Origin of the sequence: Streptomyces sp. CA-181903, from assembly GCF_050937075.1 — a bacterium.
GTDB lineage: Bacteria > Actinomycetota > Actinomycetes > Streptomycetales > Streptomycetaceae > Streptomyces.
In genome coordinates, this window is record NZ_JBNJLY010000001.1 from 2,462,024 (window position 1) to 2,486,952 (window position 24,929).

General features: G+C 72.2%; 24 protein-coding genes and 2 pseudogenes. 14 read left to right on the forward strand and 12 right to left on the reverse strand.

All coding sequences use genetic code 11. The annotated features are described in order from the left end of the window. The first annotated feature begins 90 nt into the window (after positions 1-90). From ACQEVS_RS11010 to ACQEVS_RS11020, 3 genes are all read left to right on the forward strand, one after another. Positions 91-1,350: an ABC transporter substrate-binding protein gene (locus tag ACQEVS_RS11010; protein WP_433018690.1), complete on the forward strand. Its 1,260-nt coding sequence runs from the start codon at positions 91-93 to the stop codon at positions 1,348-1,350. Beyond that, positions 1,351-2,322, forward strand: a complete 972-nt coding sequence (locus ACQEVS_RS11015) for a carbohydrate ABC transporter permease (RefSeq protein ID WP_433018693.1) — start codon at positions 1,351-1,353, stop codon at positions 2,320-2,322. It begins immediately after the preceding gene. A 64-nt stretch (positions 2,323-2,386) separates the two neighbouring features. Further along, positions 2,387-3,223: a carbohydrate ABC transporter permease gene (locus ACQEVS_RS11020; RefSeq protein WP_433027431.1), complete on the forward strand. Its 837-nt coding sequence runs from the start codon at positions 2,387-2,389 to the stop codon at positions 3,221-3,223. Between the two features lie 109 nt (positions 3,224-3,332). On the opposite strand, the pseudogene ACQEVS_RS11025 reads toward ACQEVS_RS11020, so the two are convergent. From ACQEVS_RS11025 to ACQEVS_RS11040, 4 genes and pseudogenes are all read right to left on the reverse strand, one after another. Further along, a pseudogene (locus tag ACQEVS_RS11025) lies at positions 3,333-4,198 on the reverse strand (ArsR/SmtB family transcription factor). A 701-nt stretch (positions 4,199-4,899) separates the two neighbouring features. Then, positions 4,900-7,617: a pyruvate, phosphate dikinase gene (gene ppdK, locus ACQEVS_RS11030; RefSeq protein WP_433018696.1), complete on the reverse strand. Its 2,718-nt coding sequence runs from the start codon at positions 7,615-7,617 to the stop codon at positions 4,900-4,902. A gap of 538 nt (positions 7,618-8,155) precedes the next feature. Then, the gene (dusB, locus tag ACQEVS_RS11035) at positions 8,156-9,289 is read right to left on the reverse strand and encodes a tRNA dihydrouridine synthase DusB (RefSeq protein ID WP_433018699.1); all 1,134 of its coding nucleotides are present in this window, start codon (positions 9,287-9,289) and stop codon (positions 8,156-8,158) included. Positions 9,290-9,538: 249 nt separating this feature from the next. Beyond that, positions 9,539-10,456 carry a helix-turn-helix transcriptional regulator gene (locus ACQEVS_RS11040; RefSeq protein ID WP_433018702.1) on the reverse strand — a complete coding sequence of 306 codons (918 nt, stop codon included), beginning with the start codon at positions 10,454-10,456 and terminating at the stop codon, positions 9,539-9,541. A 265-nt stretch (positions 10,457-10,721) separates the two neighbouring features. Here ACQEVS_RS11040 and ACQEVS_RS11045 point away from each other — a divergent pair, with 265 nt between their 5' ends. The 8 genes from ACQEVS_RS11045 (at position 10,722) to ACQEVS_RS11080 (ending at position 17,075) form a co-directional block, all read left to right on the forward strand. After that, positions 10,722-12,047: an MFS transporter gene (locus tag ACQEVS_RS11045; RefSeq protein WP_433027434.1), complete on the forward strand. Its 1,326-nt coding sequence runs from the start codon at positions 10,722-10,724 to the stop codon at positions 12,045-12,047. 197 nt (positions 12,048-12,244) lie between these two features. After that, the gene (locus ACQEVS_RS11050) at positions 12,245-13,249 is read left to right on the forward strand and encodes an aldo/keto reductase (protein WP_433018705.1); all 1,005 of its coding nucleotides are present in this window, start codon (positions 12,245-12,247) and stop codon (positions 13,247-13,249) included. A 159-nt stretch (positions 13,250-13,408) separates the two neighbouring features. Then, positions 13,409-13,990, forward strand: coding sequence for a TetR family transcriptional regulator (locus tag ACQEVS_RS11055; protein WP_433018708.1), 582 nt, complete (start codon positions 13,409-13,411; stop codon positions 13,988-13,990). A 118-nt stretch (positions 13,991-14,108) separates the two neighbouring features. After that, positions 14,109-14,435 (forward strand): SAV_915 family protein, encoded by a 327-nt coding sequence (locus ACQEVS_RS11060; RefSeq protein WP_433018711.1) that lies wholly within the window; start codon positions 14,109-14,111, stop codon positions 14,433-14,435. Then, a complete protein-coding gene (locus ACQEVS_RS11065; protein WP_433018714.1) occupies positions 14,428-14,733 on the forward strand; it encodes a DUF6317 family protein in 306 nt (101 codons plus the stop codon). The genes ACQEVS_RS11060 and ACQEVS_RS11065 overlap by 8 nt, the downstream gene beginning before the upstream one ends. After that, on the forward strand, positions 14,730-16,001 hold the full coding sequence (locus tag ACQEVS_RS11070) for a hypothetical protein (RefSeq protein ID WP_433018717.1): 1,272 nt from the start codon (positions 14,730-14,732) through the stop codon (positions 15,999-16,001). The genes ACQEVS_RS11065 and ACQEVS_RS11070 overlap by 4 nt, the downstream gene beginning before the upstream one ends. Before the next feature lie 109 nt (positions 16,002-16,110). Beyond that, positions 16,111-16,485 (forward strand): hypothetical protein, encoded by a 375-nt coding sequence (locus tag ACQEVS_RS11075; RefSeq protein WP_433018720.1) that lies wholly within the window; start codon positions 16,111-16,113, stop codon positions 16,483-16,485. 86 nt (positions 16,486-16,571) lie between these two features. Beyond that, the gene (locus ACQEVS_RS11080; RefSeq protein ID WP_433018723.1) at positions 16,572-17,075 is read left to right on the forward strand and encodes a hypothetical protein; all 504 of its coding nucleotides are present in this window, start codon (positions 16,572-16,574) and stop codon (positions 17,073-17,075) included. A gap of 22 nt (positions 17,076-17,097) precedes the next feature. Here the strand turns inward: ACQEVS_RS11080 and ACQEVS_RS11085 are convergent, their stop codons facing one another. Continuing rightward, positions 17,098-17,742: a response regulator transcription factor gene (locus ACQEVS_RS11085; RefSeq protein WP_433018726.1), complete on the reverse strand. Its 645-nt coding sequence runs from the start codon at positions 17,740-17,742 to the stop codon at positions 17,098-17,100. Further along, a pseudogene (locus tag ACQEVS_RS11090) lies at positions 17,730-18,958 on the reverse strand (sensor histidine kinase). The gene ACQEVS_RS11085 and the pseudogene ACQEVS_RS11090 overlap by 13 nt, the downstream one beginning before the upstream one ends. Before the next feature lie 171 nt (positions 18,959-19,129). On the opposite strand from ACQEVS_RS11090, the gene ACQEVS_RS11095 reads away from it, so the two are divergent. Together ACQEVS_RS11095 and ACQEVS_RS11100 are read left to right on the forward strand one after the other, a co-directional pair. Continuing rightward, on the forward strand, positions 19,130-19,828 hold the full coding sequence (locus ACQEVS_RS11095; protein ID WP_433018729.1) for a hypothetical protein: 699 nt from the start codon (positions 19,130-19,132) through the stop codon (positions 19,826-19,828). A gap of 196 nt (positions 19,829-20,024) precedes the next feature. Further along, the gene (locus ACQEVS_RS11100) at positions 20,025-20,387 is read left to right on the forward strand and encodes an SMI1/KNR4 family protein (RefSeq protein ID WP_433018732.1); all 363 of its coding nucleotides are present in this window, start codon (positions 20,025-20,027) and stop codon (positions 20,385-20,387) included. Positions 20,388-20,420: 33 nt separating this feature from the next. Here the strand turns inward: ACQEVS_RS11100 and ACQEVS_RS11105 are convergent, their stop codons facing one another. Beyond that, positions 20,421-20,819, reverse strand: a complete 399-nt coding sequence (locus tag ACQEVS_RS11105; RefSeq protein WP_433018735.1) for a VOC family protein — start codon at positions 20,817-20,819, stop codon at positions 20,421-20,423. A gap of 98 nt (positions 20,820-20,917) precedes the next feature. On the opposite strand from ACQEVS_RS11105, the gene ACQEVS_RS11110 reads away from it, so the two are divergent. Continuing rightward, positions 20,918-21,907, forward strand: a complete 990-nt coding sequence (locus tag ACQEVS_RS11110; protein ID WP_433018738.1) for a helix-turn-helix transcriptional regulator — start codon at positions 20,918-20,920, stop codon at positions 21,905-21,907. Between the two features lie 241 nt (positions 21,908-22,148). Here ACQEVS_RS11110 and ACQEVS_RS11115 read toward each other — a convergent pair whose 3' ends face one another. The 5 genes from ACQEVS_RS11115 to ACQEVS_RS11135 form a co-directional block, all read right to left on the reverse strand. Next, on the reverse strand, positions 22,149-22,466 hold the full coding sequence (locus ACQEVS_RS11115) for a hypothetical protein (protein WP_433018741.1): 318 nt from the start codon (positions 22,464-22,466) through the stop codon (positions 22,149-22,151). Between the two features lie 42 nt (positions 22,467-22,508). Further along, the gene (locus ACQEVS_RS11120; RefSeq protein WP_433018744.1) at positions 22,509-23,060 is read right to left on the reverse strand and encodes a hypothetical protein; all 552 of its coding nucleotides are present in this window, start codon (positions 23,058-23,060) and stop codon (positions 22,509-22,511) included. Further along, entirely contained in the window at positions 23,057-23,326 is a 270-nt protein-coding gene (locus ACQEVS_RS11125; RefSeq protein WP_433018747.1) for a hypothetical protein, read from the reverse strand. The genes ACQEVS_RS11120 and ACQEVS_RS11125 overlap by 4 nt, the downstream gene beginning before the upstream one ends. Continuing rightward, positions 23,323-23,565 (reverse strand): hypothetical protein, encoded by a 243-nt coding sequence (locus ACQEVS_RS11130; protein ID WP_433018750.1) that lies wholly within the window; start codon positions 23,563-23,565, stop codon positions 23,323-23,325. The genes ACQEVS_RS11125 and ACQEVS_RS11130 overlap by 4 nt, the downstream gene beginning before the upstream one ends. Before the next feature lie 107 nt (positions 23,566-23,672). Beyond that, on the reverse strand, positions 23,673-24,845 hold the full coding sequence (locus tag ACQEVS_RS11135) for a helix-turn-helix domain-containing protein (protein ID WP_433018753.1): 1,173 nt from the start codon (positions 24,843-24,845) through the stop codon (positions 23,673-23,675). Positions 24,846-24,929 lie beyond the last annotated feature (84 nt).

A 24,929-nucleotide genomic window follows, 5' to 3' on the forward strand; every position in this document is an offset into this window, starting at 1 on the left:
CATCGTTGATCGTTGACCTGTCGGGCCGCCGCACCGGCCGCACGAACGCAACGCCGCAGCACAGCCGACGCACCCAAGGGGGACAGCACCATGCCGATCACCCGCAGAAGACTCCTCGCCGCCGGCGGCGGCCTCGCGCTCGCCGGCGCGACCGCCGCCGCGTGCGGCTCCGACACCGGCCGCGGAGGCGGCGGTTCCGGCGGTGGCCTGTCGCACTGGTACCACCAGTACGGGGAGGCGGGCACCGAGCAGGCCGTCCGGCGCTACGCCGCCGCGTACAAGAGGACCCGGGTCTCCGTCCAGTGGCGGCCGGGCAACTACGACCAGCAGACCGCCGCCGCCCTGCTCTCCGGCTCCGGCCCGGACGTGTTCGAGGTCAACGGCCCGACCCTCGACCAGATCCTCGGCGGGCAGGTCGTCGACCTCACCGACCTGGTCAAGGACGTCAAGGACGACTTCCGGCAGTCCGTCCTGGCGCCCAAGACGCACGGCGGCCGGATCTGGGGCATCCCCCAGACCGTCGACGCCCAGCTCCTCTACTACCGCAGGAGCCTGCTCGACAAGGCGGGCGTCCGGCCGCCGCGCACGCTCGACGAGCTGGTGGACGCCGCCCGCCGGCTCACCGACCGGCGGACCAAGGGCCTCTTCCTCGGCAACGACGGCGGCGCGGGCGTCCTCGGCGCGACCCCGCTGTACGCCGCGGGCCTCTCGCCCGTCACCGACGACGGCAAGGTGGGCTTCGACGACCCGGCCGCCGCCCGTACCCTCGCCAAGGTCCGCGGGCTGTACGAGGACAAGTCGCTGCTGCTGGGCGCGCCCGCCGACTGGTCCGACCCGTCCGCCTTCGTCCAGGGCCTCACCGCCATGCAGTGGTCCGGGCTCTGGGCACTGCCGCAGATCACCAAGGCACTGGGCGACGACGTGGGGGTGCTGCCGTTCCCCGCCGACGGCCCGGCGGGCAAGCCGGCGGTGCCGGTCGGGGCGTACGCGGCGGCGGTCAGCGCGCGGAGCGGGCGGAAGGAGGAGGCCAAGGCGTACGTCCGCTGGCTGTGGGTCGAACAGACCGCGTTCCAGGAGGACTTCGCCCTCTCCTACGGCCTGCACCTCCCGGCCCGGATCTCCCTCGCCCGGAAGGCGGACCGGCTCCGGCAGGGGCCCGCGGCGGAGGCGTCCCGGTTCGCGGCCGAGCACGGCCACGCCGACCCGCTGCTGTGGACGGTCGCGAGCAAGGTGGCCTACCAGGACGCGCTGAGCCGGATCATCAAGGACGGCGCGGATCCGGAGAAGCAGCTGAAGGCCGTGGTGCGGACGACGGAGGCCGAGCTCGCACGCGTCCGGAAGAGGTCCTGAATGCCGCCGGCCGCCCTCCGGTCACCCAAGCCGAAGGCCGTCGGGCCGAGGGCCGTCACACCGAAGGCCACCCGCCGGCAGCGGAACCGTACCTTCTGGTTCTGGGTCTTCGTCGGCCCCTTCGCCGCCGGACTGGCCCTGTTCACCTACGTCCCGCTCGGCTGGAGCGTCGTCCTCAGCTTCTTCGACGCGCACAACACGGTCACCCCCACCGACTTCACCGGCCTCGACAACTACCGCCGGATCCTGTCCGATCCGGAGTTCCGCTCCTCGCTGACCACCTTCGCGGTCTTCTCCGCGATCATCGTCCCCGCCACCGTCGCGCTCTCCCTCGCCCTGGCCCTGGCGGTCAACCGGCTGCGGTGGGCGCAGGCGTTCTTCCGCTCGGTCTTCTTCCTGCCGACCGCCTGCTCCTATGTGGTCGCCGCCCTCGTCTGGAAGATGTCGGTCTTCAACGGGGTGCGCTTCGGGCTCGCCAACACCGTCCTGGGCTGGTTCGGCGCCGAGCCGGTCGCCTGGCTGGCGACCACCCATCCGCCCTGGTACTGGCTGGTCATCGGCACGGTACGGCTCTGGCTCCAGACCGGCTTCTACATGATCTTGTTTCTGGCCGGGCTGCAGCGCATCCCCGTCGGGCTGTACGAGGCGGCGGCGCTCGACGGGGCGCGCCCCGGCTGGCAGACGTTCCGGTACATCACGTTCCCCGCGCTGCGCGCCACCTCGGTGGCCGTCGCGCTGCTGCTCGTCATCAACGCGTTCCAGGCGTTCGACGAGTTCTTCAACCTGCTGTCGGACGCGCGCGGCTACCCGCCGTACGCCCGGCCGCCGTTGGTCTACCTGTACTACACCGCCCTCGGCCAGGGGCAGGACCTGGGCCTGGGCAGCGCGGGGGCGGTCGTGCTGGCGCTGGTGATCGCGGTGGTGACGGTCGTCCAGGCGCGCTGGTCCGGCCTCGGCCGGAGGGAGGAGTGACACCATGCCCACGTCCCGTGTGAATCACAAGCACCGCGAGAACCACGCGCACCGCGCGAACCCCGTGCACGACGCCCTCGTGCGCGCCGGGCGCGCGCTGCGGCTGACGCTGCTGATCGCGCTGGCCGCGCTCTTCCTGGTCCCCTTCTACCTGCTGCTGCGGAACGGGCTCGCCGCGGAGAGCGACATCACCGCCCCCGACTGGACCTTCTTCCCGCGCGCGCTGCACTGGTCGAACCTCCGGGAGCTGTTCGACGACCCGAACGTGCCGATGGCGCACGCGCTGCTCAACTCCACGCTGATCGCCGTCGCCACGACCGCCGGCACCCTCGTCCTCGCCTCCCTCGCCGGCTACGGCCTGGCCCGCATCCCGTACCGGCACGCGAACGCCGTCTTCTACGCGATCCTCGGCACCCTGATGGTCCCGGCGGCCGTCACCTTCGTGCCCTCGTTCGTGCTGGTGTCGTCGCTGGGCTGGGTCTCCACCCTGCGCGGCCTGATCGTGCCCACCCTGTTCAGCGCCTTCGCCTGCTTCGTCTTCCGGCAGTACTTCCTGGGTTTCCCACGGGAGTTGGAGGACGCGGCCCAGGTGGACGGGCTGGGGTACTGGCGGACGTACTGGCGCGTCGTCGTCCCCAACTCGCGGCCGGTCTTCGCCGCCGTCGGCACGATCGTCTTCATCGGCGCCTGGAACGCGTTCCTGTGGCCGCTGGTCATCGGCCAGGACCGGGAGGCGTGGACGGTGCAGGTGGCGCTGTCGTCGCTGAACAACGCGCAGACGGTCAACCTGCACGAGCTGTTCGTCGCGGCGGCCGTCTCGATCGTGCCGCTGCTGGTGGTGTTCCTGTTCCTCCAGCAGTACATCGTGGCGGGAGTGGAGCGGTCGGGAATCGACGACTGAGACGCGAGAGGGAACAACGGACGGCGCGCGAGGAGCACAGCGAACAACGGACTGGGCGCGAGGGGAACAACGGACACCGGCCACGTAGACCACCCGAACCACGACCCACCTAGACGGCCCAGGGCGACCGCTCCTTGAACGCCGGCCGGTCCCGGCGGGTCTGCGGCCGGTGGCCGCCGCGCAGCAGGGCCGCGCCGAGCGGGGTGAGGGTGTGGAGGACGGCGCTGCCGTGCCGCAGCGTGAGCACCAGGCCGGCCTCGCGCAGGACGCCCGCGTGCTGGCTGGCCGAGGCCGCCGACACCCCGACGCGGCGGGCGAGTTCGCTGGTGGTGCAGCCGCCGCCGATGGAGCCCAGCACCGCCGACCGGGTCTGCCCCACCAGCTTGCCCAGCGAGCGCGGCGCGTCCTGCACCGGGGGCGCGGACTCCGCGCAGTGCCGGGCGGGGTAGACGAGGACCGGCGTCAGGTCCGGGTTCCGCAGGGTGACGGGGTTGCCGCGGCAGAAGAAGGACGGCACCAACAGCAGGCCGCGCCCGTTCAGGTGCAGGTCGCGGTCGACCGGGTAGTCGCACTCCAGCACCGGCGCGTGCCAGCGCATCGTGGGCGGCAGCGAGGACAGCAGCGCGTCCGCCCCGCCGTCGAGGAGCGCCCGGCCGCGTACGGCGCGGTCGGCCTCGATCCGGGCCTGGATGTGCGCCCAGTACGGCGCGATGGCCGCCTCGTGGTAGTCGTGCAGGGCGGCGATCAGCTTGCCGAACGCCCGGGCGTCGCCCTCGGCCAGCGATCGTATCCAAGCCGGCAGGGTGCGGACCGTGGACAGCCGGCCCAGCTCGTCGTGGATCCGCTCGGCCGGAGTCGCGCGCAGCGCCTCCACGCCGTTCTCCAGTCCGAGTACGCCTTCGGCCGGTGTCAGGAAGTCCGGGAAATAGCCCGGGGCGGAACCAGCGGAGCCAGCAGCCGAGTTTCACTATTCAACCGAGTACGGGTTTCGGTGCGCCAATCGCCGTAGATCGACTCGCCTTGTTTGTCCCGCAGCCGGTGCAGACTCAATACGGTTTCCCAGAGCACGTCCGGGTCTCCGGCCAGGCGCAACCGGGCCAGATCGAGTCCAGTGAAATGGACACGCAGCACCAAACCCCCACATGAGACATCCGCCGTCACCCCCCGCCCACTGAGTATGCACACCGATACGTGCTGTTACCACGCCCTTTTGGCCACAGTTGAAAGGACTCGCGGCGAACACCCCGCAAGCGAAATCCTATTCACGCACTCAGGGCCGCCCCAGCTCGTTCCCGTGGGGGGTGGCGAGCGAAAAAGCGGTCGCTGAGTATGCGAGTTGCCGCCCGAGCCGATGCGGGCGGCAACAACTCCCGGTGGGGGAGTAAACGAGGGGCGGCGCTCCCGCACGAGCGCCGCCCCTCCGCCATGCGCCGGGGTCCGGGGCGGGCGCCCGGGACACGTGCCGTCACCCTCCGGTTCCGCTCCGGTGATCTCCCGATGGCCCTCGCGTTACACCGGGGTTAACCGCGCGCCGGACACGGACGTTCGCCTTCCGCCTCCTGACAGGCGGAAGGGGCGGCCCGTGCGTGGGGCCGCCCCTTCCCGGTACCGGAGCCGCCGTCGGTCCGAGGGTCGAGGTCATCCCATCGGCGGCTCCGGAGCTCATCCGGCCGGTGTCACCGGCTGTCGCTCGCCGCCCCGGTCAGGGCGGCGGCGCGGCCGGCCTCCAGGCGGGCGACGGGGATGCGGAACGGGGAGCAGGAGACGTAGTCCAGGCCCACCTCGTGGAAGAAGTGCACCGACTCCGGGTCGCCGCCGTGCTCGCCGCAGACACCGAGCTTGAGGTCGGGGCGGGTGGCCCGGCCGGCCTCGGCCGCGGCCCGCACCAGGGACCCGACGCCGTCCTTGTCGATCGTCTCGAACGGGCTGACGCCGAAGATGCCCTTCTCCAGGTACGCGGTGAAGAAGCTGGCCTCCACGTCGTCCCGGGAGAAGCCCCAGACCGTCTGCGTCAGGTCGTTGGTGCCGAACGAGAAGAACTCGGCGGCCTCCGCGATCTGACCGGCCGTCAGGGCGGCGCGCGGCAGCTCGATCATGGTGCCCAGGGTGAGCTTGAGGCTGGTGCCGGTGGCGGCCTCGACGTCGGCGATGACGCGCTCGGCCTCCTCACGGACGATCTCCAGCTCCTGGACGGTGCCCACCAGCGGGATCATGATCTCGGCGCGCGGGTCGCCCTTGGCGTTCCGCCGCTCGGCCGCGGCCTCGGCGATCGCCCGGACCTGCATGGCGAACAGGCCGGGGATGACGAGCCCGAGGCGGACGCCGCGCAGACCGAGCATCGGGTTCTGCTCGTGCAGCTTGTGGACGGCCTGGAGCAGGCGCAGTTCGTTCTCGTGCGCCTCCTGGCGCGCCTCGGCGAGCGCGACGCGCACCGACAGCTCGGTGATGTCCGGGAGGAACTCGTGCAGCGGCGGGTCGAGCAGCCGCACGGTGACCGGCAGGCCGTCCATGGCCTCGAACAACTCGACGAAGTCGGCCTTCTGGAGCGGCAGGAGAGCACCCAGGGCCTCGTCGCGCTCGGTCTCGGTGTCGGCCAGGATCAGCCGCTCGACCAGCTCGCGGCGCTCGCCGAGGAACATGTGCTCGGTGCGGCAGAGGCCGATGCCCTGGGCGCCGAACCGGCGGGCGCGCGCGGCGTCCTCGGCGTTGTCGGCGTTGGCGCGGACGCTCAGCCGGCGCATCCGGTCCGCGTAGGCCATCATCCGGTGCACGGCCTGGACGAGCCCGTCGGCGTCGTCGGCGCCCGCGTGCATCCGGCCCTCGAAGTACTCGACGACCGGCGACGGGACGACCGGCACCTCGCCGAGGTAGACCTTGCCGGACGAGCCGTCGATGGACACGACGTCGCCCTCCTCGATCACGACCCCGCCGGGCGCGGTCATCCGCCGCCGCTTGGTGTCGACTTCGAGCTCCTCGGCGCCGCAGACGCAGGTCTTGCCCATGCCGCGGGCGACGACGGCGGCGTGCGAGGTCTTGCCGCCGCGCGAGGTCAGGATGCCCTCGGCGGCGATCATGCCGTCGAGGTCGTCGGGGTTGGTCTCCCGGCGGATGAGGATGACCTTCTCACCCGAGCGGGACCACTTCACGGCCGTGTACGAGTCGAAGACCGCCTTGCCGACGGCGGCGCCCGGCGAGGCGGCGATGCCCCGGCCGAGGAACTCGGTCTTCGCCTTCTCGTCGAAGCGCGGGAACATCAGCTGCGCGAGCTGGCTGCCCGTCACCCGCTGGAGCGCCTCGGCCTCGCTGATCAGGCCCTGGTCCACCAGCTGCGTCGCGATGCGGAAGGCGGCACCGGCGGTGCGCTTGCCGACGCGGGTCTGGAGCATCCACAGCTTGCCGCGCTCGATCGTGAACTCGATGTCGCACAGGTCGCGGTAGTGCGTCTCCAGCGTCTCCATGATCTGCATCAGCTGGTCGTACGACGTCTTGTCGATGCGCTCCAGCTCGGCGAGCGGCATGGTGTTGCGGATGCCGGCGACGACGTCCTCGCCCTGCGCGTTCTGCAGGTAGTCGCCGTAGACGCCCTGGTGGCCGCTGGCGGGGTCACGGGTGAAGGCGACGCCGGTGCCGGAGTCCGGGCCGAGGTTGCCGAAGACCATGGAGCAGACGTTGACGGCGGTGCCCAGGTCGCCCGGGATGCGCTCCTGGCGGCGGTACAGCTTGGCGCGGTCGCCGTTCCAGGAGTCGAAGACGGCCCTTATGGCCAGGTCCATCTGCTCGCGCGGGTCCTGCGGGAACTCCCGGCCGGTCCGCTCGGCGACGATCCCCTTGAACCGCTCGACGAGCGCGCGGAGGTCGTCGGCGTCCAGCTCGACGTCGGTCGAGACGCCCTTCGCCTCCTTGGCCTCCTCCAGCGCCTCCTCGAAGAGGTCGCCGTCGACACCCAGCACCGTCTTGCCGAACATCTGGATGAGGCGGCGGTACGAGTCCCAGGCGAACCGCTCGTCCCCGGCCTGCGCGGCGAGGCCGGCCACGGACTCGTCGGAGAGCCCGATGTTGAGGACGGTGTCCATCATGCCGGGCATCGAGAACTTGGCGCCGGAGCGGACGGAGACCAGCAGCGGGTCGTCGGCCTGCCCGAGCTTCTTGCCCATCCGGGCCTCCAGCGCGTCCAGGTGCGCCGTGACCTCGTCCCGCATCGCCGGCGGCTCCTGCCCCTCGGCCAGGTAGACCTTGCACGCCTCGGTGGTGATGGTGAATCCGGGCGGCACCGGGAGGCCGAGGTTGGTCATCTCGGCGAGGTTGGCACCCTTGCCGCCGAGCAGGTCCTTGAGGTCCTTGTTGCCCTCGGTGAAGTCGTAGACGAACTTCTGCTGATCTTCGGATACCGGCACGGAACTCGACTCCTTCACTGGACCTCCCTGGGAAAAGCGCTGCCGCAGTGGGGAGGGTTGCCCTGACGGCGGGGAGCGTACCCAGATCGAAGGCTTCTGAGGAGGTCCACTCCAACGACATGAGGGCGTAACCGCCCGTCTGCCAGCAGATCGAAAGTCGCTTGGGGGGACGGGGTTTACGGGCGTCGCCTTCACATCTTGAACGCACTTTCGCGCTGCGGAGTCGCGGCAGCACGGCGCGTCGAGATTTGGGCCGTTCGGCCGTCAGCTTGTGAAGTCAGAGCGGGTGGCACTGAGTGCCACCCTTAGGAAGATGGACACCCTGACTTTGCGCTCATGTGAGCGGCACCCCTATCAGAGGTGGCGAGAATCACGCCGCCGCACTAGCCCGTCCGGCGCTTGAGGACAACCGCGCGAAGCGCGGTTTCAGGGGGTCTGGGGGCATGCCCCCAGGAATCGGCGAAGTGGGGGTCCCCCCTCTGGGGGAGGGGCAGGGGCGCAGCCCGCCGCAGGCGCCCCCCGCCGGGGCGAGGCGCCCTCACCCACCCGACGTGTCGAGCTCCGCCTCAGCCCCCACCACCGCACAGTCGTACGGATCGTCCAGCCACCCCTCCGGCAGCACCACGCGATCCCGCCCGGACGTCCGCCCCCGAGGCCCGTTCGCCCCCACCGGCCACGCCTGATCCAGATCCAGCCCGCTCAGAAGAGCGTCCAGCTCCGCCAGCGACGACGTCACGGCCAGCTGCCTCCGCAGCTCGGACCCGATCGAGAACCCCTTCGTGTACCAGGCGACGTGCTTGCGGAAGTCGATGACGCCGCGCTCCTCGCTCTCCAGCCACTCCCCCAGCAGCTCCGCGTGGCGCAGCATCACCCGCGCCACCTCCCGCAGGGTGGGCGCGGCGGGCTCGCGCGGCCCGTCGGGGTCGAAGGCGGCGACCAGGTCGCCGAAGAGCCAGGGCCGGCCGAGGCAGCCGCGCCCGACCACGACCCCGTCGCAGCCGGTCTCGCGCATCATGCGGACGGCGTCGTCGGCCGACCAGATGTCGCCGTTCCCGAGCACCGGGATCTCCGGGACGGCCTCCTTGAGGCGGGCGATGGACTCCCAGTCGGCGGTGCCGCCGTAGTGCTGGGCGGCGGTGCGGCCGTGCAGGGCGATGGCGGTGACGCCCTCCTCGACGGCGATCCGGCCGGCGTCCAGGAAGGTGATGTGGTCGTCGTCGATGCCCTTGCGCATCTTCATGGTGACGGGCAGCGACCCGGCGTTGGCGACGGCCTCGCGGAGGATGGCGCGCAGCAGGTTCCGCTTGTAGGGCAGGGCGGAGCCGCCGCCCTTGCGGGTGATCTTGGGGACGGGGCAGCCGAAGTTGAGGTCGATGTGGTCGGCCAGGTCCTCTTCCACGATCATGCGGACGGCGCGCCCGGTGTAGACCGGGTCCACGCCGTAGAGCTGGATCGAGCGCGGCTTCTCACTGCCGTCGAAGTGGATCAGCCGCATGGTCTTGGCGTCCCGCTCGACCAGCGCCCGGGTGGTGATCATCTCGCTGACGAACAGCCCCTTGCCGCCCGAGAACTCGCGGCACAGCGTGCGGAAGGGCGCGTTCGTGATCCCGGCCATCGGGGCCAGGACCACCGGCGGCTGCACGGTGTGCGGACCGATCTGGAGCTGCGTCATGGAGGGGCTTCCTCGTTCGTGCGGAGGGGGCTGAAGGGGTGTCCGGCTGCCCCACGGGCGTACCGGGCCTGTGAGGCGACCGTCCATTGTCCCTCATCCGGCGGACCGGATCCCGTGGCTCCGGTCACTCCGGCCCGCGCCCTGTGGGCACGGGGTCCAGGGGTGCTCACGGAGCTCAGGGGCCTCGCGGGGCTTACGGGCCTCGCGGAGGCTCACGGGCCTCGCGAAGGCTCACGGGCCTCGCGGGGCTTACCCCTCCTCCGCCCGCACCAGCTCCAGCAGCCGCCGCAGCCGCGCGTGCGTCTCGTCGTCGGTCGGGGTGAAGACGAGCACCCGGGTACCGGGATGCGGTCCGGTCCAGAGATTGGTGTAGTCGAGGTTCAGCAGGCCCACCCGGGCGTGCCGGAAGGTGCGCTGCCGATTGGCCGTGGGCGGGACCACCTCGTGTCGCTCCCACATCTCCCGGAATTCGGGCGACGCGTCCTGCAGCCGTTTCAGCAGGCACTTCCAGGCGGGCTCGGCGAGGTGGTCGGCCATCGCGGCCCGGAACTTCGCCGCCATGGCCCGCTTGGTCTCCTGCCGGTCGACCGCGTCGGTGTACCAGTTCACGTTGGTGAAGTACAGCCAGAGGCAGTTGCGTTCCTCGGGCGGCAGGGCGTCGAGATCACAGATCAGGTGCTTGTACGTGCGGTTGTACGCCAGGATGTCGTAGCGCGCGTTCTGTACGCAGGCGGGGATGGGTTCCAGCTGCTCCAGCATCAGGCGCAGCCCGGGCGGGACGCCGACGGGCTCGGCGTTCGGGAGCGGGTCCGCCGCGTTGGCGAGGGCGAACAGGTGGGCGCGCTCGGCGCGGTCGAGCAGCAGCGCGCGGGCGATGGCGTCCAGGACCTGGACGGAGACCTGGATGTCCCGGCCCTGTTCGAGCCAGGTGTACCAGGTGACGCCCACGGCGGCGCGCAGCGCGACCTCCTCCCGGCGCAGTCCGGGGGTCCGCCGGCGGGGACCGCGGGGCAGGCCGACCTGCTCGGGGGTGATGCGCTCGCGGCGGCTGCGGAGGAAGGCCGCGAGTTCGGCGCGGCGGACCTCGTCGTCGATGCCGCGGGGCCCGGCCCCGTCGGCCGGGGCGGCGAGCGGGACGGCCGGCGACTCCTGCGCCATCGTGGTCATGCCTCCAGCCTGCGGTACGGGAGGGCCCGCTGTCAGGGCCGTTGCCGGGTAGTCGTTGTACCAGGATAAAAACACTCTGGTACCAGGTTGTGGGTTGCGTCATCGTCGTCGTGTGAACGAAGCACGTACAGCCGACGAGATACCCGTCCTGTCCCCGACCCCCTCCCCCGCCACCCCCTCCGGCGCCTCCCCCGCCTCGCGCCCCCGCGCGGCGACGCTCGGCGCCGGCGGCCTCCTCACGGTGCTCCTCGGCGCCGCCCTGCCGATGGTGGACTTCTTCATCGTCAACGTCGCCCTGCCCGCCATCGACCGTGATCTGCACGCCGGTCCGGCCCTGCTGGAGATGGTCGTCGGCGGGTACGGCGTCGCGTACGCGGTGCTGCTGGTGCTCGGCGGGCGGCTGGGCGACATGGTGGGCCGGCGCCGGATGTTCCTCTGGGGCACGGTCGCGTTCGGTGTGACGTCCGTGGCGTGCGGTCTGGCGCCGGACGCCTGGAGCCTGGTGGCCGCCCGCATCGCCCAGGGCGCCGCCTCGGCGCTGCTGCTGCCGCAGGCCCTGGCGACGATCCAGGCGGCGACCCACGGCGAGCGGCGCACCCGGGCGATGAGCTTCTACAGCGCCACCGCCGGCGTGTCGAGCGTGATCGGCCAGATGCTGGGCGGCTTCCTGGTCTCCGCCGACATCGCGGGCTCCGGCTGGCGCCCGATCTTCCTGGTCAACGCGCCGCTCTCGGTGCTCGCGCTGCTGATGGCGGCGCGGCTGATCCCGGAGACGCGGTCGGACCGGCCGACCAGGGTGGACGGCGCGGGCACGGTCCTGCTCTCGGTGACCCTGATCTCGCTGCTGGTGCCGCTGACGGAGGGGCGTTCGACCGGCTGGCCGGTCTGGGCCTGGGTGCTGCTGGGCCTGTTCCCGTTCGCCGCGGCGGCGTTCTGGGTGGTGGAACGGCGGCTGGAGGCGGCCGGACGGACCCCGCTGGTGCCGCCGTCGCTGCTGCGGGTCCGCTCGGTCCGCACCGGCCTGGCGGTGCTGGTGCCGTTCTCGCTGGGCTGGGGCGGCTACATGTTCGTGGTGGCCGTGGTGCTCCAGGAGGGGCTGCGGCTCAACCCGACCGAGGCCGGCCTCGCCCTGGTTCCGCTGTGCGTCGCCTTCTTCGTCGGCTCCCTGCTCGGCCCGCGGCTGGGCGCCCGCTACGGCCGCCGCGCGGTGACCGCGGGAACGCTGGTGCAGGCGGCCGGCGTGCTGGGGATGGCCCTGACCTTCCTCTGGGGCTGGGGCCACCTCGGCGTCTGGGGCACGATGCCCGCACTCGCCGTCCAGGGACTGGGCCAGGGCCTGCTGCTGCCGCCCACGCTGCGGGCGGTGCTGAGCGAGGTGCCGCCGGCCCAGGCGGGGGTGGGCAGCGGGGTGATGGTCACCACGCAGCAGTCCTTCATGGCGCTGGGCGTGGCGACGCTCGGCTCGCTGTTCCTGTCACTGTCCTCGTCGATGGGCATGCGGGACGCGGTGGTGACGACGTTCGGGGTGCAGCTGGTGGCGGTGGCGGCGACGGTGGTGTTGAGCATGCGGCTGCCGAGGGCGATGAGCTGAGGGAGGCGACGGGTCGAGGGAGGCCGAGGGGGCGTCACGAAGGGGTGACCCGCACGGGGTGACACACATCGAATGACAGATATTGAAATCTGTCATTCGATGTGCCACTCTGTTGGTGTCCCCCTCCGCTCCCTCTCTCACTCCCCCTCTCCCGCTCCCCCCTCGCTTCCCCTCTCTCGAATCCCGAAGGAGTCCCCGTGCTGTACCGCACCCTCGGAACCACCGGCCCGCAGGTCTCCGCCCTCGGCCTCGGCTGCATGGGCATGTCCGCCCTCTACGGCGAGGCCGACCGGACCGAATCGATCGCCACCATCCACGCCGCCCTGGACGCGGGCGTCACCCTGCTCGACACCGGCGACTTCTACGCCATGGGCCACAACGAGATGCTCATCGGCGAGGCGCTGCGCTCCGCCCCGGCCGCCCATCGCGAACGGGCGCTCACCAGCGTCAAGTTCGGCGCCCTGCGCGACCCGGACGGCGGCTGGTCGGGCTACGACGGCCGCCCGGCGGCGGTGCGGAACTTCGCCGCGTACTCGCTGCGGCGGCTGGGTGTCGACCACATCGACGTCTACCGGATCGCCCGCGTCGACCCCGACGTGCCGATCGAGGAGACCGTCGGCGCCATCGCCGAGCTCGTCCAGGCCGGGCACGTCCGCCACATCGGCCTGTCCGAGGTCGGCGCGGACACCCTGCGCCGGGCCGCCGCCGTCGCCCCGGTCTCCGACCTCCAGATCGAGTACTCGCTGATCTCGCGCGGCATCGAGGACCGCATCCTCCCGACCGCCCGCGAGCTGGGCATCGGCGTGACCGCCTACGGCGTCCTCTCCCGCGGCCTGATCAGCGGCCACTTCGGTCGTGACCGCCGGCTCGCCGCCGACGACTTCCGCGGGGTGAGCCCCCGCTTCCAGGGCGAGAACCTCCAGCGCAACCTGGACCTGGTCGACGCCCTCCGCAAGGCCGCCGAGCAGCGGGGCGCGACCGTCGCCCAGACGGCCATCGCCTGGGTCCTCGCCCAGGGCGCCGACATCGTCCCCCTGGTGGGCGCCCGCACCCGCGAGAGGCTCGGCGAGGCGCTCGGCGCGCTGGACGTCACCCTGGGCCCCGACGACCTCGCCGCCATCGAGACGGCCATACCCGCGGACGCGGCGGCGGGCGACCGCTACCCGGCGGACCAGATGGCGCACCTGGACAGCGAGCGGTGAGGGGGGCGGGGGAGACCGCCGGGGGCCCGGGGCCGCCGCCGGGCACCCGGGGGACGCCGCCGAGTGCCCGGGGGACGGCACCGGGCGCCCCGGCCGCGCCCCCGGCCGGGTACGGTCGTCCCAGGCGCGTAGGCGCCGAAGGAAAGGATCCGTACCCACATGCCGCCCGAGCCCCTGACCCAAGACCGCATCCTCGAAGCCACCGAGGACGTCCTGCGCCGCTTCGGCCCGGCCAAGGCGACCGTCGTCGACGTCGCCCGCGCGCTCGGCGTCAGCCACGGCAGCGTCTACCGGCACTTCGGCAGCAAGTCCGCCCTCCGGGAGGCCGTCACGGAGCGCTGGCTCGACCAGTCCCACGCGGCCCTGTCCGCCATCGCCTCCGCCGACGCCCCCGCCGAACGCCGCCTGCGCGACTGGCTGACCGCCCTCTTCGCCGCCAAGCGCCGCAAGGCGGGCGACGACCCCGAGCTGTTCGCCACGTACATGGTCCTGGTCGGCGAGAACAGCTCCACGGTCGAACGGCACGTCGCGACGATGGTCGGCCAGCTCGCCGGCATCCTCCGCGACGGCACCGAGAGCGGCGAGTTCTCCCTCCCCGACCCCGACCGCACCGCCCGCGCCGTCTGGGACGCCACCAACCGCTTCCACGACCCGGCCTACGCGCCCGAGTGGTCCCACCCGGACATCGACACGGCCTTCGACACGGTCTGCGGCCTGGTGTTGCACGGGCTGCATGGCTGATACACCGATACTGACGGCTCCTTGACATCTTGATAACGGGCTCCTGATGGACCGGCGCAAGCCGCCTTCCTAGGCTGTTCTCCTGCCTCAACCGACCCGCTTGTGCAGGAGAGTTGCCATGAGTACCCCCGCACTCGCCGACGACGAGATAGTTCTCGCGCCGGCGCGGCCCCGCCCGGCGGACGGCCGGCAGAGGACCCAGAACCAGGTCGAGTTCGAGACCTGGCGCACCGCCGGTGGGAGCGACTGCGGGATGGCCTTCACCTCGGCCCGCCGTCTGGTCGCCTGCCTCGGACCGGACCAGCCGTGGCTGGCGCTGCCCGTGGGCGCGCTGCGTCTCATTCTCGGCGAGGCGGGCATACCTCGCCTGGTCGTCGATCCTCCGCCCGCCCCGGCGTCGGAGCACTCGTCCCACGCGCACCACCGGGAGAACCTCCATGGCTGACCGGCTCAACGCCACGGTGGAACACATAGAGGACGCGGGCAGGGGCTTCCACCGGGAGGCGCTGCACCTCGCCGAGTTCCGCCATCTCGCCTCGCCACCCACTCCCCGCGTCGACGATGCCGCCCTGGGCTCCGCACTCGCCCGGCTCAGCGAGGCGTTCGGCATCGGCCACCAGGCGCTCACCGCGCTGGTGACCCGACACGGCCACAACCTCCAGGCGGCGGCCGGTGATTACCGGAACCAGGACATCGACACCCGGGGCATCTTCGCCGACCTCATGGGCAAGGCGGCGAAGTGATCGAGGATGACATCGCCGGCCTCAAGAAGGTCGCCACGGACTACACGTCGGCCACCGAGAAGTACGACACGACCTCCAAGGTGCTCGACAAGAAGGTCAGCGGCGTCGTCCATGAGGCCGGCTGGGCCGGCGACGGCGCGGACGCGTTTCAGACCGTATGGGCGCACGACGGCACGATCGGCGCCGCACTGGCGGAGGCGATGTCGCGGGTTTCCGATGTCGTCACCGTCCTCTCCGAGGAGTTGGAGCGAGCGAAGCACGATCTCGGCGATGCCCAGGACATGGCACGCGCGGCCGGCTTGACACTCGACGGCCAGGGTGGCGCCAAGGGCACGACGGATCAGCAGGCCGCCCTGGACGCCTACCGGAAGGACCGTGACGCCGCGCTGCAACGCGCCCAGGACGCACGGACCTTGGCGGGAGACAGTCTCCGGTCCGTCCTGGACCAGATGCTCAACAAAGGCAACCCGAACCTGCTCAACGGCGCCGACTCTTTCACTTGGGCCGAGATCCTGCGCGGCCTCTACACCACACCCGCCGCCCTCACTCAGGAGAGCGCCCAGAAGCTGGCGAAGCTCAGGCAAGAGGTCAAGGACCTGAAGCGGCAGGCACGGAAGCTGCCCAAGAACAGCGGCGCCTGGGACAAGATGCTCGCGGACCGCCGCTCCGCCCGAGCCGCACTGAGCGAGCAGCGGCTGCGCACCGCGTCCGTCCAGGGCTGGCAGCAGCGGGTCAAGGGCAGCGCGACGGCCCGGGTCACCATCGGTGACATAGCCGAGAAGTACCGTGTCCGAGGAGCCGGCCCCGTGGTGGGCAGATTCGGTGCCGTCAGCACCGGACTGACCGGCGCCATGGTCGGCTTGCAGATGTACGACGACCATCGCACGCGGGGCTGGTCCTGGCGCGAGTCCTTCGCCAGGGACGCCACACCCGCGGCCGTGGGCATGTGGGCCGGCGCGGGTGCGGAAAGCCTGATCGTCGGGGCCTCGGCCTCGAATCCCGTGGTCGCCGTCGGCGTGCTCGGCGGAGTCGCGGTGGGGTACGGCGTCGGAACCTTCGGCTATGAACTCACCCACGCCCACTGGGGCGACAAGATCCACAAGTATGGAGTCCTCAAGGGCATCGGCTACAGCATCGGGGAGGCGGGGGGCAAGTGGATCGACAACGACCTGGTGGACATGAAAGACAAGACCGTCGAGACGGCGAAGAAGGTGGGCAGCGGCATCAAGGGCGGCGTTAAAAAGGCTTGGCATGGCATCTTCGGGTAGCCGGCGCCGCCACGAACCGCGCGTCGCGGGTGCCGTGCCCAGACGGCTCCAGTTCGTCGGCACCACCTGGATCCACCGAGGCGCGCTCTATTGGGCGCACCGCGTCCGGATGACGCTCACGTGGCTGTCCATCACCGCGCTGACGGCCGTGATGACGGTATTTGTCAGCCTGTCGGCGGTCTCCGACGGTGTCGTGGCCGTCATCTTGGCAGGTCTCTACCTCGCGCTCTGCGGCGGTGCGGTCTACATCATCACGCGGCACATCCGGACCATCGATCGCTGCGGCGTCGGAGGCGGGAAGTCGGCGCCTTTCGGCAAGCGATGGGACAGGCTCGCGACCGTGGCCGTACTGCTCGTGGGCATCTCGGTCGTCTTCTCCTTCCCCGTGGGCTTCGGCGCGGCTCTTCCCTACCTCGTGCGCAGCTTCGGCCGCTACGCACCCGGTGAGCGCTTCGAGCGCAGGCGCCTCGGTCTCGGCGACTGATCCCGCGGCAGGCCGACATGGCACACAGAACACGTCCTCGCAGGCGCGCGGTCCCACCGGCGAAGTCCGGAAACCGGGGCGCGGCGGTGCGTTTCGGCAGCGTTCTCATCGTCCTCACCGGGCTGCTCCTCGGCGCCTTCGGCGCCGGTATCTCCAGTCATGCGTCCGGGCTGCTGGGAGCGCGAGGAACATTCACGGTCGAACGATGTGAGCACCTTCCGTCCTCGCATCGCGGCGGCGCGGACACCGTGCAGTGTTCGGGCACCTTCCGCCCGTCGGACGGCGGCTCCCCGAGGGCCGGCCTCGACATCGACCGCGACTACGAGCCGGGACGCCGTGTCACCGCCTCCTGTGACTTCATCGGCATCTGCTACAAGGTCGACCGCGTCAACGCCTGCGGCTGGTTCGCCGGACTCCTGGCCGCCCTCCTCCTGGTGTGCCTCGGCGGGCCGGGCGCCCTACGCGGCAGCGCGTGGCTGACGGAACGGTACGAGCGGGGGCGCGTCATCCAATGGCAGCTGGCCAAGGGCCTGTTCTGGACGGGCCTCGGCTTCTTCACGGTGTTCCTGGTGCTGCGCAACGTACTGTGAACGGCCGTGCGGCTCCCGCCCCTCACCCCACCCCGAGGAACCGCAACACAGCCAGCACCCGCCGGTGGTCCGCGTCCGCCCTCGGCAGGTCCAGTTTGGCCAGGATGTTGTTGATGTGCTTCGCCACCGCGCTCTCGCTGACGACCAGTTGGCCGGCGATGCCCGCGTTGGAGCGCCCGGAGGCCATCAGTTCCAGCACCTCGCGTTCGCGCGGGGTGAGCCGGTCGAGGGGATCGCTGTGCCGCCGGATCAGGAGCTGGGAGACGACCTGCGGGTCCAACGCCGTGCCGCCCGCGGCCACCCGCCGCAGTGCGTCGATGAACTCCTCGACGTCGGCGACCCGCTGCTTGAGCAGGTAGCCGACGCCCCGGGTGTCGCCGGTCAGCAGGTCGGCCGCGTACCGCTCCTCCACGTACTGCGACAGCAGCAGCACCGCGACGTCCGGCCACTGCCGGCGGATCAGGAGCGCGGCCCGGACGCCCTCGTCGGTGAAGCCGGGCGGCATCCGGACGTCGCTGACCACCAGGTCCGGCCGGTGCTCCTCGACCGCCGCGAGCAGCGCCTCCGCGTCGCCGGCCTCGGCGGCCACCTCGAAGCCCGCCGCTTCCAGGACCTTCACCAGTCCCACCCGCAGCAGTACGGAATCCTCGGCGATCACGGCGCGCACGGCAGCTCCACAGTCACAACGGTCGGGCCCCCCACGGGGCTGCTGATCGAGAAGGTGCCGTCCACCGACGCGACCCGCTTGGCCAGCCCCGCCAGGCCCGTCCCGCCCGACTCGTCCGCCCCGCCCACGCCGTCGTCGGAGACGACCACGAGCAGTATCCCCCGAACCGTTCGACGGTGACCTCCGCCCGGGACGCCTGCGCGTGCTTGACGACGTTGGCGAGCGCCTCGGAGACGACGAAGTAGGCCACGGCCTCGATCGCGGGCGCCGGACGGGACTCCAGGTCGACCCGGACGCGCACGGGCAGCGGGGCGCGGTCGGCGATCCCGGACAGGGCCGCGTCCAGGCCGCGGTCCTCCAGGACGGCCGGGTGCAGGCCCCGGACGAGGTCGCTCAGTTCCTGGATCGCCGCCTTCGCCTCCCGGTGCGCCTCGTCGATGACCTTCCGCGCGTCCTCGGGCAGATCGGTCAGCGTGACCTTCGCCAGCCCGAGGTTGACGGCCATCGACACCAGCCGCTGCTGGGCACCGTCGTGCAGATCGCGTTCGATGCGCCGCCGCTCGGCGTCGGCCGCGTCCACGACCCCGGCCCTGCTCTCCGTGACCTCCTCGACCCGGCGCGCCAGCAGCTCGGCGGGGGTGGGCCCGAGGCGGCTCAGGGCGACGCGCGTGTCGAGCCGGGCGAGGGCCTTCAGCAGCCAGACCGACCCGTACAGCCCGCCCGCGCCGGCGACGGTCACATACGCGGCCGGCGTCCAGTAACCGCGGTGGGAGAGGCGGAAGTCCAGTGGCAGCGCCCCGAACCAGAGGTACACGCTCACCGCCGCCGCGGACGCCACCGCGACGGCCAGCGTCGCCAGCGCGGCGGCGGAGATGAACGGACCGATCGCCAAGTGGTACTGCACCTGCCGCCAGGTCCGCTCCGAACGGATCCCCGCCTTCCCCTCCGGCCGGGGTATGTCCACCCCCAGCCAGCCCCGGAAGCGCGCCCGCTGCAGTGTCGTCAGCAAGGGCGAGGCCGCCGCGAGCAGCGCGAACATCCCGAAGACCGCCGCGAGGACGCTCAACGCCCGCGTCGGCCCGCCGGACAGCCACGGCAGCGCGAGCACCGTCAGCCCCAGGAGATGGATCAGGCCGCCGGAGAAGTGGAAGGCGACCGGACCGCCGCTGTTCTCGAAGGGGCGCAGCAGACGGCGCAGGGTGTTGGACATGTGCATGAAAGAACCGTAGATGCGCAGGTCGGGCGCAGGCCATGGCACACGTTCCCGTCCCGGGGGTGAAGCCAGTACCACCCCGGAACGGACAGCGATGCCAGTGACCGGCGAAGCCCGGGCCGCCATCGTTGGAGACGTCACCCCGCCGCCCGCCGATCGAACCACGGAGCCCCGATGACCGTCCTCCACCTCCCCCGCGCCGCACGGTCCGGACGTGACGCGTCGGACGAGCCGGGCCCGGCGGACGGGCGAGGCCCGACGGACGGGCGGGGTGCGCGGAACGGACGGGACGCGTGGGACGAAGCGAGCGCGTCGGATGGATCGGGCGCATCGGACGGATCGGGCGGGTCAAACCGACCGGGCGCGTCAGACCGACCGGGCACGTGGGACGGACCGAGCACGACGGACCGACCGAGCGCGTCAGACCGACCGGGCACGATAGCCGAGGTCGTCCCCCTGCACCCGCCCATCACCCCCGCGCCCCGGCCGCGCCCCCGCCTCCTCGGTTACGCCCTGGCCGCCTGCGGCATAGCCCTGCTCCCCTGGCTGTTCGTCCTCGCCACGAGCCTGCCGGCCGAGACGACGGCCGCGAAGTGGTCGACTGCCTGGGTCGGGCTGGACGCGCTGGAGGCCCTCGCCCTCATCACGACGGGCGTCCTGGCCGTACGCCGGCACGCCCTCCACACGCTCACGGCCGCGGTGGCCGCGACCCTGCTCGTCGCCGACGCCTGGTTCGATGTGATGACGGCCGCCCCGGGCGCCGACCTGGCCTCGGCCCTGGTCATGGCCGCTGCGGCGGAACTCCCGCTGGCGGCGGTGTGCGCGGTGGCGGCGGCCCGCGGTCACCGAGGCGGCGCCGGCCGCAACGGCTAGCGTGTGCCCATGACGCCGACGGATGACGGCCGCGGTCCCGCTCTCCTCCAGGCCCTGGCGAGCGTCGAGTTCGGCTACGGCCCGGCGGAGGACGGCATCGATTTCGAGCTCTACCCCGAGTTCCTGTCCGCCGAGGAGACGACCGCGTGGTTCCGCGCCTGGACGGGCAACAGCGGCCTGGACGGGCAACAGCGAGGTGACGGGCGACGCGTTCCGCGTCTTCGGCCAGGACGCGTCGGGCGGTCTCACGGCCGCGTGGCTCGTCCGGCCGGCCGCACCCCTCAGCGCCCAACCCGTCGTGCACCTCGGTTCGGAGGGCGAGACGGGCGTCGTCGCCCGTGACCTGCCGGCCTTCCTCTGGCTACTGGCCGACGGCTTCGGCCCGTGCGAGGCCGTCGACCCGCTGGAACGCCACCACCCCACACGCCGCGATCCCGAACTTGTCGCGACAGCCGGCCGATTCGCCCCGGAGCGGCAGCAGTCCGCGAGGGCGGTCCTGGCGGAGGCGGCAGGGGAGTTCCCGGACTTCGAGGACACCATCCAGCGGCTCTGCGCCTGACGCCGCGCGCGCCACCGCAGTGTCACCGCAATGTCATCGCCCGAACTTCTCCCTGGCCGCCGGGGTCACGGGCGTGAAGAAGTTGACGAGGTTGCCGTCGGGGTCGCGGAACAGCAGCGACCGGTTGCCCCACGGCATCGTGGTGGGCCCGCTGACGACGTCGGTGACGAAGCCGGCCAGGTCCCGGTGCGCGCGGTCCACGTCGTCGACGAGGAACTCGGTGATCACACTGCGGTTCTCCGCCGGGCGGGCGGAACCGGGGGCGAACAGCGGAACGGTCCGGGTGCCCGCGATGGCGAGGGTCGCGCCCGCCGTTCTGACTTCCGCGAAGTCCTCGGTGGCCCACGCCGCGCGCACCCCGGTGGCCCGCTCGTAGAAGGCGACGAGACGCGCCACGTCGCCGGTGATGACGCGGATCGAGACGAAGTCCATGGAGATCTCCCTTGAGGGCCGTGCCGGAAGCGTGCACCGCGCAGGCTAGGAGCAATAGCGGACAGAATCGGTCCCGTATGGGCATTAGGTTGTGCCGCATGTCCCGACCCACCGGCCGCGTGCTGACCCTCCTGGAACTCCTGCGGTCGGGCGGCACCCGCACCGTGGCCGAACTCGCCGACCGGCTCGGCGTCGACGGACGCACGGTGCGGCGGTACGTGTCCCAGCTGGTCGACCTGGACGTGCCCGTGGAGTCGGTGCGCGGCCGGCACGGCGGCTACCGCCTCGCCCCCGGGTACCGCCTGCCTCCGCTCATGCTCGGTGACGACGAGGCCCTCGCCGTGCTCCTCGGCCTGGTCGCCGGCCGCCGGACCGGGCTGACGTCCGCCGTGCGCACGGCGGACGAGACGGCGTCCGCGAAGATCCGGCGGGTGCTGCCCCGGCACCTCGCCCGCCGGCTCGACACCCTCCTCGAAGCCCTGGACTTCACCGACCGGCCCGGCGAGTTCGCCACCCCTGACGCCGGGATCCTGCTCACCCTCGCCGACGCGGTGCGGCACCGCCGGCCGGCCTCGATCGGCTACACCGACCGCGACGGGCGGCGCGGCGAACGCACGCTGCACGCGTACGGGATCGTCGCCCACGCCGGCCGGTGGTACGTCACGGGCGAGGACCCCCGGACCGGCGAGGACCGGACCCTCCGGCTCGACCGCGTCACGGACGCGCGGACCCTGCCCGGCTCGTTCCCGGCGCCCACGGGGCCCGGCCCGGCCCAACGGGTCCTGTCGGGCTTCGCCACGGCCGCGTACCGGCATGAGGTGACCTTGCGCATCCACGCAACGGTCGAGCGGATCCGCGCCCGTCTGCCCGCCTCCGTCGCCGTCCTGGACGAGGCCGGGCCGGAGGCGGACGGGGATCGCGCGGCCGAGCGCTGGCGGCGCGTCGAGCTGCGGGTGGAGCGGCTCGACTGGCTGCCTCCGGTACTCGCCTCACTCGACCGGCCGTTCGTCGTCGAGCGCCCGGACGCACTGCGTGACCTCGTCGCCGCGCTCGCGGAGCGCCTGGGGTCGTACGCGCGCGAAGCGTGACGGCTACGGGCGGCGCGGGAACGGCAGGTACGGCGGGCGGGTACGGCGGGTACGCGGCCACCGCACCGCGCGGACCACCCCGTCCCGCACACCGCGCCGTACCCGCCGTACCCGCCCCGCCGCCACCGCGTTTCGCCCGCACCCGACGGACGACAACACGCGCGCACCGTCCCGGATGAGGCCGGGGCCGACGAGTGCAGGGCGTGCGGCACCGCGCCTGACGCCGTGCCGTGCGCGCCCTTCAATCCCCCGGCGCCCAAGTCGCGGCCGGCAGCGACAGATAGACACCGACATTCCGCGACCCGCTCGCCGACCGGACGCCGGCGCACAGCCGGTCGCCCCGCTCCTGACGGTGGGCGGCCCGGCTCGCGGACCACTTCGACCGCACCTCCACGACGGGGTCCAGCCCGCTGCCGTCCAGCGGCCCGAGCGGCCGGAAGCGCAACGCGACGTCGCCGGGCCGCAGATCGCCGTCGCACGGTTCCTCGGGACACTCCACCACCAGGAACACCAAGTGCGCCAATAAGCCCCGGAGTTCACGGAGGGTGGGTCCGGGCATGTGGGGCGCGTAGGTGATCTCCAGCAAGTGGCATCGGCCCGCCTACGCGGACGACGGCCGCACTCCCCACGTGACGGACGCCCCGCCATTCCCCGCTCTCCCGCCTGGCCGCGCGAGCAGCGCACGCACCTCCTCGCCCCCGGCCAGCACCTCGTCCGCGTGCGGCGCGGGCAGCAGCCAGAAGTCACCCGGCCCCTGGCGCCGGCCGGGGTGCGGTGTGCGCAGGTACCGCAGGTGGTCGTCGATCCCGACGGCCCGCGTCCCGTTCCCGGCGGCCCACGTCCGCGCCGTACCCGCCCGCACCAGAACGCTGTAGACGTCCCGCCGACGGGTCGCCACCACGCCGTAGGCGATCCCCGCCGCCCGGAACGCCGCCTCCACCGCGTCATCCGTCCGCACCGCGCCGATGCCGCCCTCGACCGCCTCCGCCGGCAGGTGGACCACGTCGAAGCGCCGCCCGATCTCGATCGCGGGCGTCCGGCCCTCCGCCCACTCCTCGTGGATCTCGCGCGGCCGAAGGGCCCGGGAGACGAGCCACAAGGCGCCGGGGTGGCGCTGGGTGGGGTACGTCATGGGGAGCGGCGGGTACGTCATCGGGCCGCCTCCCCGGGGACGGCGACCTCGGAGGCCGGGTCCACCCGCCAGAACGAGGTCGTCACCGCGCAGTACGTACGGTGCTCCGGGTGCAGCCGCGTGTGCTTCAGCGCCCACACCTCGGCTCCCAGGGGGTCGCCCTCGCCCGCCCGGGACGTCTTCCGGCAGGCCCGGCACTGGAACTCGTGGACCGGCTCGACGGGCAGCCCCTGCCCGCCGTCCCGCGTCAGCACGAACTCGGGCGTCACGCTGTCCACTTGCGTCACCGCCGCCTCCCGTGCGGGTGCCTGCGCAGCTCGACGTCGCAGTCGACGACGCGTGAGAAGTCACCGTCCCGCCGCGCGATGACCCGCTGCCGCGCGAGCGCTTCGCAGACGTCGCAACCGGGCGCGGGCGCGGGCCCGTTGCCGGCCGCCCCGGGCGGCTCCGCCGGAACGCCACCCACGGCGGCATCCGCCAGCGCGGCCCTGCGGGCGCGGTCCTGTGGTGTTCGTTGGTGTGGCATGTTCGACTCCACGCACAGACGATGTGTTGGCGGTCACATCGTGCTCGCGCGCAAGGGCCGGAACTGTCATGACCCGTTGATAGCCAAGGCCATGCATTGACGTTCGGTTACGCGCTCAGCCAGGCACCGAAGCTGATGAAGTCCTCCGGCATGCGCCGCTTCGCCGACTCCAGGCCGGAGTACGTCTCCCGGACGATCGGGTGGTAGCGGGTCTGCTGGGGCGCCAGCCTGCGCGCCTCCAGCAGGTTGCCGAAGGCCGCTTCCGTGCGGCCGGTCCACATCTGCGCACGCGCCACCTCGGCGTAATGGTGGGACGTCCGGGACCGCGGCCAGTCGGCGGGCAGCCGGATGCCCCGTGCCACGTCGACGGCCGCTCCGTACTCGTCCAGCTCGGCCAGCACGCTCACCCGATGTGCACCGACATTGGCCGGCCCGAACGCCAGCCAGTGGACCTTCTCGGCCGGACCCGTGTGCGAGGCGATCCGGCCCGCCTCGGCCAGGTGGCTCTCGGCCGTGTCACCGTCCTTGGCCCGGCCGGCCAGCACCGCGGCTCCCAGGTGCAGTTGCCCGGTGAGGACGTCGCGTTCGCGGCCGGGGTCCGCCTGTTGCAGCCGGGCCATCCCGAAGCGGATGAGCCGCTCTCCCGTGCGGTAGTCACTGGCCCGGAGGTACGCCAGGGCCCGCAGGTACTGCCGCATGCCGCCCAGCACCGGGTCGGAGGCGCGCTCCGCGGCCCACTCCAACCGGTCGAGGGCAATCGCCGCCAGGTCGATGAACCCCAGCTTGGTGGCGACGTCGTACGCGGTGCGGTAGCCGCTGGCCAGCGTCCGCCACGCCTCGGTCGTCCCTCCTGCGTGCGCGACCGTGGTCGCCTCGCAGATCAGGGAGGGCAGCTCGGTCGCCGCCCGCTTGATGTCGGTGGCCCGGATCAGCATGCACAACTCGTCGGCCTTGGCGGCCAGCTCGGCCGGACTGCGCGGGGTGAGGTCCGGATCCACGCCGAGGTCGTACACGTTGAGGGCCTCACGGATCGGGTTGATCAGCCCGTCGAGATGGTCCTGACGCAGCTCTTCAAGGTACGGCTGCCCCGTCAACTCGACGACGGGCACCGACAGAGCGCGCGCGAGGGCGCCGATCACGGACGGGCTGGCCGGCATCTGGCCCTGCTCGACCTTGGTGAGGGTGCTGTACGAAACGTTGCTCCGGTAGGCCAGTTCGCGCTGAGTCAGTCGGCGACGCTTCCGCGTCTTCGCGATCCGCGCACCGGTGTGCTCCGACATGCTGAACTCCGATCTGCTCTCGACACCAGGACGATACCCATCCCGATCCCCGCAGCACCCGCCTTCATCACCCGCGCATCCGGA